Below are 12,386 nucleotides of genomic sequence, written 5' to 3' on the forward strand. Positions count from 1 at the left end.
AACCCGGGCGCTGGCTTTGCAACGACACCATGCATCTGTTGCTTCAGGTAATCGACCGCAAGGAAATTGACCTGGCGATTACCGACGCCGGCACCAACAGTATCGGCTGGGAAAGATTTGTCTGGGATTACTTTCCGATTCTCAACCTGAGCCGCCCGGCCCTGGAAGAGCGCCCCTGCGAAATCATGGGCTCCCTATGCACGCCGGACGACCTCTGGGGAAACTCGTACTGGGGCGAAGACCTTAAGGCCGGAGACTATCTTCTGATTCCCAACCAGGGCGCCTACACCTATAGTTTAAGACAACAATTTATTAAAACGGCAGCCCCGGTCGTCAACCTGGCCTGCGAACCTATCTGATAAAAAAGGAAATCGCACATGGGTAAGCTTTCTGAATCGGCGCCAACCAGCGCCGGACTTGAAGAAGTTGTGATCAGCACCTCCAAAATCTGTTTTATCGACGGCGTCAACGGCAGACTTTTGTATCGGGGCTATGATGTTCTGGAACTCGCTGAAAAAAGTTCCTTCGAGGAGGTCGCCTACCTCCTCTGGTACCACTGTCTGCCGCGACAGACCGAGTTTCAGGCCTTTCTCGATGGGTTCAGCGGCTCCCTCGATTTGCCGATTGAAACCATCATGATCCTGCGCATGTTCCCTAAGGTTGCCACCCCGATGGAAGTCCTGCGTACCGCGGTCTCCTCCCTGGGCCATTGGGATCCGGACAGCGGCAATACCCGGCTTGACGCCTGCCTGCGCAAGGCCCAGCGAATCACGGAAAGGATCCCGTTGCTGATTTCGGCCATGCAGCGCCTGCGTTCCGGACATGAGCCGGTAAAACCGATTGACAACCAGAGCATTGCTTACAACTTTCTTTATACCCTGCACAATCGGGAACCGGAAGCGACGCTGGTCAAAGCCTTCGACAGCGCCCTCATTCTTCATGCCGACCACGAACTCAACGCCTCGACTTTTGCCGCGCGGGTGACAGCCTCCACCATGGCGGATCTTTATTCTTCGGTCACCAGCGCCATCGGAACCTTGAAAGGCCCACTCCATGGCGGTGCCAATATCGAAGTCATGCGGGTGCTCAAGGAAATTGAAAAAACGGAAAAAGTCGAAAGCTGGGTCCGGCAGCGCCTGCAGAACAAAAAGAAGATTCCCGGTTTCGGACACCGCGTCTATCGTTGTGAGGATCCCCGCGTCGCCCCCCTGCGCCAACAGGCCAGGCAATGCGCGGAGCTGGTCGGCAATCTCCACTTCTATGAGCTGACCAGGGCTCTGGAAAAAACAGTCACCAACCTCACCGGACTTTTCCCCAACGTCGATCTTTATTCGGCTTCACTGTATCATGCCATGGAGATCCCGGAAGAACTTTTCACACCGATCTTTGCCATGAGCCGGGTCGTAGGCTGGACTTCACATATTTTCGAACAGTGGCGCCAAAACCGTCTGATCCGGCCCCGGGCCGAGTATGTCGGTCCCGCGTCGCTCAGCTACGTGCCTATTCAGGAACGGGATTCAAAAACCGAGCCCCAGTGACAAAACCCGGCGCCCTTTAAAAATAAACCACCCAACATCGACGACCTCACAACAACCATAATAACCGCGAGAAACGCGAGGACTCAGGTTGCCGCGCAAGGTTTGCAAAGCCCTGTAAAAATTAATTTTCAGTAAGGAAGAAACCGCCATGCAGAAAAAAACCGCCATTACCCTAATTTTTGTCGTCTTACTTGCACTCCTTCTTGGCGCCGGACTTGCGGCGGGAACCGAAATGATCACCGCCACCGGCAAAGTCATCCCCCTGGCCTACGATGAAAACGATGCCGTGGTCGTGGTTTCCATCGAAGAAGCCGACGGAACCTATTACGACATTGCTCCCGAGGGTCGGGGCAAGGAACTGCTGGCTCTGGCGGAGAAGACCATTGAAGCCCACGGTCAGCTCGTCAAGGACGAAGACGGCTATGAAATGCTGAGAGTTGATTCCTATAAAGTACTGGACGAATAGCCGTCCCGGCAACCCAGACCACGCTTAAAACCCGGCCAACCCCAAGCCAGCAGGTAAACCATGCCGACACCAAACCTTTCTTTTCACGGTGAAGATGTCCCTTCCGCGACGCCGGATCAGGCTCTTTTTCACGTCATTGCCGCCCCTTACGAAAAAACCGTGTCCTACCTGGGGGGAACAGCCGCAGGGCCACAGGCCATCCTTGAAGCCTCACACCAGCTTGAACTCTTCGACGGCCAAAGCATTCCGGCTCAGGCCGGCATCCACACCCAAGCGACGATCGACTGCAGCGGCGATGAGCAAGATGTCCTGGATGCGATCCGGCAAGCCGTTACCGAGGCCCTGCGCCACCGGGCCGTACCGGTATTGCTCGGCGGCGAGCACACCATCACCCAAGCCGCGATTCAGGCGCTCAGGGAATTTTATTCTGAATTCGGGGTCATCCAGTTCGATGCCCATGCCGATCTGCGGAACAGTTATCAGGGCAATCCCTTAAGTCATGCCTGTGTCATGAAACGGATTTTCGATCTCGGGATTCCCATCTTTCAGATCGGAACTCGCAGCTACTCATACGAAGAGCATCTTTTCCGGCAAAAACATAGCCTTCCCTTTGCCGATGCCGAAACAATTTTCCGGACCGGAATCAAAGCCGCGATGCCACCGCAAGATTTCCCGCATGAGGTTTTCGTCACTTTCGATCTCGATTGTTTCGATCCGTCCCTGATTCCGGCCACCGGCACCCCGGTACCCGGAGGCCTGGATTGGTATCAGGTCAAGTGGATTCTTGAGGCAATCGCCACGCGTCATCGGATTATCGGTTTTGACGTGGTCGAGCTGGCCCCGGCCCCCGATTCTCCGGCCGCCGCCTTTGCCGGCGCCCAGTTGACATACAATCTGATGGGTCTGATCAGTCGCCAGGCTGATCAGACCCATCCTTGATAGCCTTCGCAACAATTCCGCCGGTTACGTCTCCCATCAACCTGAACACTGCGATTTGCTATACACGCCGCAGTGTTCAGGTTGATGGGCGCTCGCCTTCGGAGCCGTTATTGCGCCATCTTTTTTTGCGCTTTTCAAGCGTGGTTATGAGTTTGTCCAGGTTCAGAAGCCGCCAAACGCTGAACCGGGTTTGGCCCCCAAAAATCTGCATGAGGACTTGCGGTTTCGTCTTGTTTCATGTAAACAGGACAGCGTCTTTCAATTATTTTTTTGGGGCGATGACAGATTTTTTTTTCATTTCGTCTCCGCCCCTGCCGCGGCCTTGGGCGGATTTTTCCTATGATGATTTTATGAACCGGTCCGGAGGCTTGCTCATCAACGGCGGGCGGTCATCCCGGGTCTTCCGTTTTGTCGACAAGGAAGGGGCCTGTTACCTCAAGCGCTACACCTACAACAAAATTCATTGGCGCTATTGCTGGCAGAAATCACAGGCCCGCCAGGAATATGAAAATCTGGAAAAACTCAAACAGACCTCGCTGGGCTGCAGCACCATTGAGATTCTGGCGTTTGGCGAGAAGCGTGATGGCCGCATTCTGCGCAGCGCCTTCATTCTCAGTCGCGAGGTGGCCGGCAGCCAGCGCCTGTCTCTTTTTCTGGACGAAAATCAGAGCCCGAAAAGAAAGCCGGTCATCGATAAAATCGTCCGCTTCGGCGCTCAGCTGATTCGCAGCGGCCTGGCCTTAAACGATCTTTATTTTCGCAATATTCTGGTGATTCCCGAAAGTGCCGAAATCTACCTCCTCGATGTGCAGCACTGCGCGCTTAATCGCAAGCGGGCCCGACTTAAAACCTATCCCCAGCTATGGTCCGACATTCTCCTTTATTTCACCCCGGACGAACAGGCCTGGGCCGCCGCCCGCCTCAAAGCCGAGCTGCCTTACAATCTCAAAGAGCTGCGGCATCGCGCCGAAAAGTTTTTGCCCAGGGAGAAAAAAAGAAAAGCCGCCGAGCTGGCTTATGCAAAAAAGATCGAAGAGCTTCAAACTTGAGCCGCCGACGGCTACAGAACTCCGGGCGCTGCCGACGCCTGAACTTAGGCTAACGGCAAATGCGGACCTTGGCCCCACAATGCAACATCACGGGGCTGCACTCGCAAAAACAGTACTCTCAGTAATTCTTTTTTTGTTTTTTTCAGACCGAACATCCATTGCCAGGCCCTGGCAAACTTTAAAAGCAGCATTTAAACCTTCCACCGGAGTCCGACACATGGAAAACATCCTGGGCCGCATTAACGATTTTTTCAATAATCCCGAATGGCGCGCCAGATTCCTGCAATACCGCTGGCCTTTAAGCCTTGTGGGCCTGGTTATTCTGCTCCGGCTTATGTACAAGGAATATTTCTGGCACGGCCTGGGCATCTCCGGCCTCGGCGAAGCGCTGCAACTGTGGTGTTTCGCTTCCCTGCACAAAAAAAAGGCGCTGGCCGCGAAGGGCCCCTATGCGGTAGTCAGAAACCCGATGTATATCGGTCGCTATTTTCTCATCCTGGGAGCCGTGACCATGACCGGCCGTTTCTGGCTGATGCTTATTTTTTCGGTCGTCTACTATTTTTACATGGTTAACCGGGTCCGGCGCGAAGAAGAGATCTTGAGTGAAATTTTCGGCGCTGAGTACGCCGCCTATTGCCGCGAGACCAACCGCTTTCTGCCCCCGATGCGAAAACCAAACCCGAAAGACCTGCGCTATTTTCGCTGGGACCTGTTTTTCAAAAACAATGCGCACTTGAATCTGCTGGCCGTGGCGGTTGCCTATCTCATCGTTTACATCTATCTTTTTTAGAATAAAAACAAACCCCTAGCGGCATAACCGGTTCGTCGAAAACTCCGTCAAACCGGCCGCTCCGCTGCAGCTGCAAAGGACTGACATCATCAAAAAACGCCTGGAATTTTTCCTGCGCGCCCCACGTCGGGCTCTTTTTCACTTGGCTTGGCCGACCCTGATCGCGACCCTGATCCAGACCACTTATAACCTTGTGGACACGGCCTATGTCGGACGGCTGGGGACGGGCCCGCTGGCGGCCCTGACCTTTTCTTTTCCGCTTTTTTTCACCCTGGTCTCTTTTAATATGGGAATGGGGGTAGGGCTGAATGCGGTGGTTGCCCGCCACCTCGGCGCCGGCCTGGAGCAATCCGCCGCCAACGCCGCCATGCATGGTATCGTCGCCTCTCTGACCTGCGCCCTGGGCCTTTTTCTCGGCACCGAAATTTTTCTGGGACCACTTCTGACCCTGCTCGGTGCGGAACAGGAAATTCACCGGCTGGCCGGCGACTACATGAGAATCGTGGCCGCCGGCGTCTTTCTGATGTTTCCGATGTACGCCGTCATCAGCACCTTTACCGCCCAAGGCGACACGATCACCCCGATGAAGGTGCAATTTTTCACCCTTTTTCTCAATCTGATTCTTGATCCGCTTTTCATCTTCACCTTTAATCTCGGCATCAAGGGAGCGGCCCTGGCCACCAATCTTTCCCTGTGCGCCGGGCTCTTCCTGGCCCTCGGCTACCTCAAGCGCAAGTCCATCATCAAATTAAACCTTCATAACTGGAGTTTTTCGCCCGCTATGATCAGAGAAATTTTTGCCATTGGTTTACCCGCCAGCCTGACCATGCTCCTGATGGCGATTTACATGATGGGCATTAATCGCCTGATCGCCGGTTACGGCACCGATACCGTTGCCGCCCTGGGCCTGGTCACCAGGCTTGACAGCGCGATTATTATTCCGATGGTCGCGCTGTCGGTCGCCCTTCTGACCTTGACCGCTCTTTTCTACGGTGCTCGCGAGTTTGCAGTGCTTAAACAGACCATCCATTTCGCCATCAAGGTTAACCTGGTGTTTGCCCTGGTCTGCGGCCTGGTAATGTTTTTCCGGCCTCACTTTTTCCTTCGCCCCTTCACCAACGAAGCCGAACCTCTCCGACTCGCCGCTCTTTATCTTAAATTCGAGGTATTAAACTTCCCCTTCATGGCAATAACCCTCTCGGGCAACCGCGCCCTGCAGGGACTGGGTTTGAGCCTGCCAGGCCTGGTCATCAATGCCGGCCGCCTGTTCCTGATCTCCTTGCCGCTGGCCATGATCTTTGTCATCTGGCTCAGACTCGACTTCCGCATGGTCGCGATCGCCGCTCTGTGCGGCAATCTGACCTCAAGCGCCATTGCCCTGATCTGGCTGCAAAAAACCATGGCCGGAATCTCTAATATGACAACTATTCAGCGTTGTTGATTTCAGCATATATGGCGACACTAGAATCAGGATATTCTGGTTGACTGAATAGTTATAAAAGGTATTGATAATGTAAATTCAAACACTTAAGCCGAAGTTACTCAGAAATTGCAAAATATGACTTCAGAAAATGTTGAGATCCTGATTATCGGCGCCGGTTTCAGCGGGCTTTATGCCGCCAGCCTACTGGCCCAACAACAACGCCCCTTTCTTGTGCTTGAAGCCCGTGACCGCCTCGGCGGCCGCATTCTTGGCGCGCCGGAGACCGGTCTGGTCAGCGATCTGGGACCGTCCTGGTACTGGCCCGCGATCCATCCCCTTCTGGCTCGCCTGATTCGCGATCTGGAGCTGAACGGCTATCTACAATACGTTACCGGCCAGGGCCGCTTTCAAGGCTATGACGGCAGAATTCGCACCGTTCGAAGCTACGCCTCGGAACCGCTTTCCTGGCGGCTCGGCGGCGGCATGCCCGCCCTGATTGAGCGTCTCGCTGAAAAATTGCCGCCCGGCTCAATCCGTCTGAATCATCCGGTCTGCGCCCTCGAACAAGATGCCAATGCGGTCAGGGTTCAGATCGGTGTTCTCGAGGAAGAACCCCGGGCGTGTTTCCTGGCTCGCCAGGTAATTCTCGCGCTACCGCCACGTCTGGCGGCGGCGAGCCTGCTTTTCACTCCGGAACTAAGCCCGCAACTGACTCAGGCCATGCTCAAAACCGGCACGTGGATGGCGGGCCAGGCCAAGTTCTGCGCCCTTTACGAAAACCCGTTCTGGCGAAACGCCGGATTTTCCGGGCAGGCTTTCAGCCAGCTCGGGCCCATGGCGGAACTGCACGACGCCTCCGCCCCCGCGGGGCCACCCTACGGTCTGATCGGCTTTGTCGGCCTGCCCGCCGTTCAGCGCCATAATCCGGAAGCCTTACAGGAAGCGATCAAATCACAATTAGCCTTGCTTTATGGCGCGGACGCCGCCCGCCCCCTGCGGGTTTACTACCAAGACTGGGCCCGCGAACCTTTCACCGCCACCAGCCTCGACCAGCCCCCGATGTACGAGCACCCCCTCTACCGGCCTCCGGCCGGACAAAGCTCCTTCTGGAATAACCTGGTTCATTTTGCCGGCACCGAAACCGCCGCCAGGCACGGCGGCTACCTCGAAGGAGCCCTGGAGGCCGCCGCCAGAGCCGTCGCCGATCTCAAGCCGGGCACCTGAGCCCTTCTGCAAACCCATAAACCGAAAATATGGTTCAGCCACGCTGATTATTTCACAAAACATTTTCGGTTAAAAAACAAGAAAATGTTTTGTGAAGAGCTCTTATTGGCGGGCCGAAAAGCGCCAATTAGGTTGCGGGACGGGTCGCGCTTTGGGAAAATCGCGATACCAACACTGAAATCTATTTTTTCAGCCTTTTGTCGAGTTCAGCAAAAGGCTGAAAGGTTGTGGACGGTTTTCGGGAGGGTGAGACGGAGATGGCCGGAGACGGATCGCTCTCCGGAAATTTTGTATGTTCATATTCATGGCAATAGAGGCAGAGCAGTTCCCAGTTGCTGCCGTCGGGTGGATTATGATCGTGGTTATGGTCCTTGTGATGAACCGTGAGCTCGCGCAATTTCTTGCCGCTGAATTCACGGCCGCAACGGGCGCAGATCCAGGGATACAGCTTGAGGGCCTGTTCGCGATAGGTCTGGGCCCGCAGTTCCCGGAGTCGGCGAATCTCGGCCGGCAAACAACGGTTTTCGCGATCCAGAGGCTTTTCTTGCTCCGACATAAACCGAATTTCCTCCTGTCCAGGTTAAAGATCCGGAAAGAATCGGCATCAATCAGCAACCATTTCCAGAAAACGCCCCGGAGGAAACTGCCCGCCGGGGCGTTTTCTGAACCACCTGCGGACGCTATTGAAACAAGGGAAACGGACGCGGGCTGAAGCCATCGTAAAACTTGCTCATCGAATAAAAATGCTGATCAAAAATCGGCATTTTCAATTCGGGCTCAACCAGGATAGTGCCAGACTGGCCGAGCGGAAACATGCTCTCGATCCGCACCGGGCCCGCATCGTCATATTCGACGCAGTGAGCATAAGTCGACCTTGATCCAAAGGGAACGGTATGCAGCGGATCATAAGGCGTACCCGCGAAGAAATCGTGCCGAAACTTGATTTCACCTCGCTTGGGAAACCAAGGGGTATGCTCCAGAGCCCTAAACTGAGCGCTCAGGATAATTTCCGGCAGGGTCTGGGGAGCCAGGGCGTCGGCCCGGTTCTGGAACCAGTCATACTGGTTGACGATGCCGCTCTGTTCTCCGGCCATGGCATGCAGCAAAACGTTGAACAGAATCCCCTGAGGTTGATCCAGATAGGTGCTGTCACCGAAATCAAGTTCGTCGGCAAAGGTCAGGCGTAACACCTCATCGATCCAGGCTTTCGTGTAAAACCAGGCAAAGCTGCGCTCATCACCGGCAACCCAGTCATCGCAGAAATGACCGTCAAAACCATTGGTCAGGGAGAGTAGGTCTTTACAGGTCTGATTTCCGGAACCCATAACCACGGCACTGAAATAGTCCTTGACGAAAGCCCACGGGTTGCCGCCCTGGCTGTGCGAATCGGTGGCCGCGATATTAACCGCCAGATCGCGAACCTCGGCAAAGGTCAGATGGTCGTGACTCGCGAGATAGTCCTCGATAACCTGGGCCCGATGAAAAGGTCCGTAAAAATAATTTGACGAAATCGAGTTAAAGGAGCCGGGACGCTCCGCCGAACATTTATTGTTCCAACCGCAGACATAACCTTTGCTCGGATTGAGAACCTGAGGCAGGGGCTCGAAATCAGCCGCGTCCCATTCAACCGGCGGCAGTCCGGCAATAAAATTCTGAGGAAAACGGTACTCTCCTACCGGCCGGACCGGTTCCCGCCCGCTCATCCAGTAAGCGACATTACCGTCAACATCCACATAGCAGAAGTGCTGGGAGAGCCCCACCCGTTCCAGGGCCGCGCCGAATTCCCCGGGGCTCTGCGCCCGGGCGAGATCAAGATAGGCTTTGATCGTGCCGTGTTCGAGATCCCGATGTGAGTATTTCCAGGCCACAATCGGATTACCCAGACTGGGAACATAGCTTGCGGGATCATACGGCAGAGGGTTGACAATCGGCCCATGCGGACTGCGAAAAACCGGTACCCTGACCTCGTCGGCCCCGGCGACTTTAAAAGTTTCCACGCGGTCCAAGGTAACCGCAGCCGGACTTTCCAGATAATAATCGACCGTATGGGCGTGACCGACCTGCATCGACCAGGCGTGATGCGGAGTCCGACCGACAACAATGCCGGGCAGGCCGGCAATCTGAGCCCCCGAAACCCTGAGACCGCCGGCGTTAATGGAGCCTTCGCCGATAATCGCCGGCACGCTGAAACCCATCTGCGGCCCGGAGTAGAGCATCGGGTTGCCGCTGGCTGTACGGCTGCCGCTGATCGCCCAAGCATAGCTGCCCATTTTAGCATTGGCGCCAACCGCTTCGAGATTGGCGAACACCCGCTGATAAAGACGATTAACCGTCTTCGCGGCAACTCGCACATCGACTACTTCAGCGGCCGTTTCCGGTAACACCGGCGCAGCGGCAAAATAGGACGAGCTCCGCTCCCGCTTGTTATCCAGAGAAGCAATATAGGTCAGAGCGCTTGGATCATTGGTCCAGCGCAGATCGGCGAACATGGCCGGCCCCTTGGTAAAATGCTTACCCAGCAGTTGCATATAGAGAACGGCATTGTCGAGCTGCCCCCGGGAAAAGGCCTCACAGTCAAACTTACGCAGCATCAAGGCCTGCCAGGCCAGAACATCGGTCGGAGTCCAGGGTTGCGGCATAAAGCCGAGAGCCGCGAATTCAAACGGCAGCAGTGCGGGATTGGCCGCGATTTCCTGCAGGCGGCGATTAAAACCCGAACAATAGCCGCCGATAACCGCTTGACTTTCTTCATCGAAAGCCGCATACACCGCCTCCAGCTCGGCCTGGGAATAGCCCAGGGTGCGCACGAAGATATCGGTTTCAAGTTGCTCCGGACCAAGAATCTCGGCCAGGGTTCCCAAACCGGCGCGACGAAAGGTTTCCGCCTGCCAAAGTCGATCACAGGCCACGGCATAGCCGACCTCCGCGAAAACCTCCGCCAGCGGAGCCTCTTCAGGACCGTTGATGAACCAGATTCCTTGAGCGTCACGGGTGGTTTCCAGGCTCGCCGCCGCCGGCAAAGCAAAACACCCCAGCACCAGCAGAAGCCCAAACCATCCTGCAAACAACTTTTTCATCACAAATTCTCCTCTTTAAAATAACATTTCAATGGTTTACAGGGAGGAAAACCTAACCGAACGGCTTTTCCCCGAAGAAACCGATCCCTTAAACAAAGAACCTAACGATTCAACTCCGGAGACTTAAAGTCCTCCACCCCTAAAGCTCAATTTCTGATTTCCCGCGCTTATTGCGCTGGAAATTGCCGCACACGCCGACACGCTCAAACACCAGCCATTTCAATGGGCTTCCTGCGCCGGGGAAACCCACGAGCTTTCGCGAGAACTGACAAAAAAACCACTCAAGCCTCCCTCAAAACCCCAAAACGGCTGAACCGTTACAAACCATGTTTTATAACCGTCTATTAATAGCCAAAAAAGGCGCCCTTGTCAACCGACATTTTACAAGACCACCGACAACAAAAAAACGCTGCGCCAAAAAATTAAGCCCCCTCGGCCATCAAGCCCGATCTTTCCCATACGGTTTCCCCCGGCCGCGGATCTTCGGACTTTCCTTGATCCGCCTGATCATGCTATTAGCGCCAGACAGGTTATTTTCTGGTTTTTTCAACGTTTTTCAGACAACAAAAACAAGAAAATGTTAAGTGCTTCACTGGTTATCCCCGTTTGGGTTATGGGATGGTTAGCGCATGAGATGAATTTTTACAAGACAGGTGGGCAATGAAAACCTTCAGGTTCTTTCTCTGGCTGCTCCTGCTGCTGGGAGCCCGGGGCGAAGCCCGGGCCCTGGTCATCGGCATGCCGGGAGCAAACTGGATCACGCAGTACGGCATCGGTATGTGCAGCGCCAAGTACGAAAACTTCGGTACCTACCTGACCTGGAAGGAGCTTCGAATCGCTCCGGATCATTCCGTAACCGTCGGCAGAAATGAGATAATCTGCATAGCCGGGCACGGCGAGGCGGGTTTTATCAGCGGCATCGCCGGGCCGGAAATCGCCCAGACCATCAAAGGCAAGGTCAATCTGATCCCGAACAACGGCAATTCCATCATCCTGATGGCGCGCTCTTCGGCCGTACCCTCACCGCGCGGGCCGTCGGTCATGCAGGCTTTCCAGGCCATCGGCGGCGCCTGGCAAACTCTACCGATAGCCGGCACCCTCGGAATCTGTGTCGCTGATCGCAGCCGGAGCGGCCCTCTTTTTCAGCTGGTTTTACAAAATCCCCTGCCGGAAAACGGCCCGAACTCATTCGCCGGCCTCTTGATGCGGCAAAACCATCTGCAAAGCCTGATTCAGGAAAATATCGACAACTGCCGGCGCAACCATCACGGTGATCTGGCCATCGGCCAATGTCTGTACGATCTGAAGCGGCCCGACGGGCAGGCGATCAACAAAAAGTTCTACATACCTTTTCTTGATTACATTACCGGCGCCGGCTGTACTCAGGTTCCGGGCGTACTTCTGGCCAATCATCTTCCGGTCAAGAAAAAATTCCCCTGATCCGCGCACGCATCCGTCCCTTAAGCCGAGCGACCAGGTCCGGACTCGGACCGCCCTTCATTTAAAACCTGCCTGACGGTTCGCAGCAGGGTCAGCACGTCGACCGGTTTGGCAAGATATCTTTTGATCCCGATGGCCAGAGCTTCATTTTCTGCGAGCACGGCGCTGTAACCGGTGCAGAGTATAATCGGCAACGAGGGTCTGATCTTAAAAACTTCGCGGGCCAACTCGGCTCCGGTCAGCTGCGGCATGGTCTGGTCGGTAATCAGCAGATCAAAAAAATCCGGCCTGGCCTTGATCAAGGCCAGGGCTTCGCGGGCATCACTCAACCCGGTTACCACGTAACCCTGTATCCGGAGGATGTCCTGGCCGACATCGACAACAAGGCTCTCGTCGTCAACCAGCAGGATGCGCTCCCGTCCCTTAAGCGAGGCGTCCTC

The 12,386-nt window shown here is 55.2% G+C and carries 12 protein-coding genes; 9 read left to right on the plus strand and 3 right to left on the minus strand.

Annotated features, from left to right (window positions below; genetic code table 11):
• The 8 genes from ENN66_04735 to ENN66_04770 all read left to right on the plus strand — a co-directional run.
• A partial coding sequence (locus ENN66_04735) for a decarboxylase (GenBank protein HDS15911.1) occupies nucleotides 1–359 on the plus strand: 359 nt, incomplete at its 5' end.
• 18 nt (nucleotides 360–377) lie between these two features.
• Nucleotides 378–1,538 (plus strand): citrate synthase, encoded by a 1,161-nt coding sequence (locus ENN66_04740; GenBank protein ID HDS15912.1) that lies wholly within the window; start codon nucleotides 378–380, stop codon nucleotides 1,536–1,538.
• A 148-nt stretch (nucleotides 1,539–1,686) separates the two neighbouring features.
• Complete coding sequence (locus ENN66_04745) at nucleotides 1,687–2,004, plus strand: hypothetical protein (protein ID HDS15913.1); 318 nt, start codon at nucleotides 1,687–1,689, stop codon at nucleotides 2,002–2,004.
• A 60-nt stretch (nucleotides 2,005–2,064) separates the two neighbouring features.
• Nucleotides 2,065–2,943 (plus strand): agmatinase, encoded by an 879-nt coding sequence (speB, locus tag ENN66_04750; protein ID HDS15914.1) that lies wholly within the window; start codon nucleotides 2,065–2,067, stop codon nucleotides 2,941–2,943.
• 146 nt (nucleotides 2,944–3,089) lie between these two features.
• Entirely contained in the window at nucleotides 3,090–3,992 is a 903-nt protein-coding gene (locus ENN66_04755) for a hypothetical protein (GenBank protein HDS15915.1), read from the plus strand.
• Nucleotides 3,748–4,782: an isoprenylcysteine carboxylmethyltransferase family protein gene (locus ENN66_04760; protein ID HDS15916.1), complete on the plus strand. Its 1,035-nt coding sequence runs from the start codon at nucleotides 3,748–3,750 to the stop codon at nucleotides 4,780–4,782. Before ENN66_04755 ends, ENN66_04760 begins: the two co-directional genes overlap by 245 nt.
• Nucleotides 4,783–4,846: 64 nt before the next feature.
• A complete protein-coding gene (locus ENN66_04765; protein ID HDS15917.1) occupies nucleotides 4,847–6,223 on the plus strand; it encodes an MATE family efflux transporter in 1,377 nt (458 codons plus the stop codon).
• 117 nt (nucleotides 6,224–6,340) lie between these two features.
• Nucleotides 6,341–7,429: an FAD-dependent oxidoreductase gene (locus tag ENN66_04770; GenBank protein ID HDS15918.1), complete on the plus strand. Its 1,089-nt coding sequence runs from the start codon at nucleotides 6,341–6,343 to the stop codon at nucleotides 7,427–7,429.
• Between the two features lie 181 nt (nucleotides 7,430–7,610).
• Here ENN66_04770 and ENN66_04775 read toward each other — a convergent pair whose 3' ends face one another.
• Together ENN66_04775 and ENN66_04780 are read right to left on the minus strand one after the other, a co-directional pair.
• Entirely contained in the window at nucleotides 7,611–7,985 is a 375-nt protein-coding gene (locus tag ENN66_04775) for an HNH nuclease family protein (protein ID HDS15919.1), read from the minus strand.
• A gap of 124 nt (nucleotides 7,986–8,109) precedes the next feature.
• On the minus strand, nucleotides 8,110–10,506 hold the full coding sequence (locus ENN66_04780) for a penicillin acylase family protein (protein ID HDS15920.1): 2,397 nt from the start codon (nucleotides 10,504–10,506) through the stop codon (nucleotides 8,110–8,112).
• Between the two features lie 660 nt (nucleotides 10,507–11,166).
• On the opposite strand from ENN66_04780, the gene ENN66_04785 reads away from it, so the two are divergent.
• On the plus strand, nucleotides 11,167–11,946 hold the full coding sequence (locus tag ENN66_04785; GenBank protein ID HDS15921.1) for a hypothetical protein: 780 nt from the start codon (nucleotides 11,167–11,169) through the stop codon (nucleotides 11,944–11,946).
• Between the two features lie 20 nt (nucleotides 11,947–11,966).
• On the opposite strand, the gene ENN66_04790 is transcribed toward ENN66_04785, so the two are convergent.
• Nucleotides 11,967–12,386, minus strand: a 420-nt coding sequence (locus ENN66_04790) for a response regulator (GenBank protein HDS15922.1), incomplete at its 5' end; no start/stop codon positions are given.

It is taken from the genome of Pseudomonadota bacterium (genome assembly GCA_011049115.1).
Taxonomy (GTDB): domain Bacteria; phylum Desulfobacterota; class Anaeroferrophillalia; order Anaeroferrophillales; family Tharpellaceae; genus DSCM01.

Excerpts from the sequence above, each read along its gene's own strand:
- ENN66_04775 (HDS15919.1), bottom strand. The coding sequence starts at position 7,985 with ATGTCGGAGCAAGAAAAGCCTCTGGATCGCGAAAACCGTTGTTTGCCG.
- ENN66_04745 (HDS15913.1), top strand. The coding sequence starts at position 1,687 with ATGCAGAAAAAAACCGCCATTACCCTAATTTTTGTCGTCTTACTTGCA.
- ENN66_04755 (HDS15915.1), top strand. The coding sequence starts at position 3,090 with ATGAGTTTGTCCAGGTTCAGAAGCCGCCAAACGCTGAACCGGGTTTGG.
- ENN66_04780 (HDS15920.1), bottom strand. The coding sequence starts at position 10,506 with ATGAAAAAGTTGTTTGCAGGATGGTTTGGGCTTCTGCTGGTGCTGGGG.
- ENN66_04760 (HDS15916.1), top strand. The coding sequence starts at position 3,748 with ATGTGCAGCACTGCGCGCTTAATCGCAAGCGGGCCCGACTTAAAACCT.
- ENN66_04740 (HDS15912.1), top strand. The coding sequence starts at position 378 with ATGGGTAAGCTTTCTGAATCGGCGCCAACCAGCGCCGGACTTGAAGAA.
- speB (HDS15914.1), top strand. The coding sequence starts at position 2,065 with ATGCCGACACCAAACCTTTCTTTTCACGGTGAAGATGTCCCTTCCGCG.
- ENN66_04770 (HDS15918.1), top strand. The coding sequence starts at position 6,341 with ATGACTTCAGAAAATGTTGAGATCCTGATTATCGGCGCCGGTTTCAGC.
- ENN66_04785 (HDS15921.1), top strand. The coding sequence starts at position 11,167 with ATGAAAACCTTCAGGTTCTTTCTCTGGCTGCTCCTGCTGCTGGGAGCC.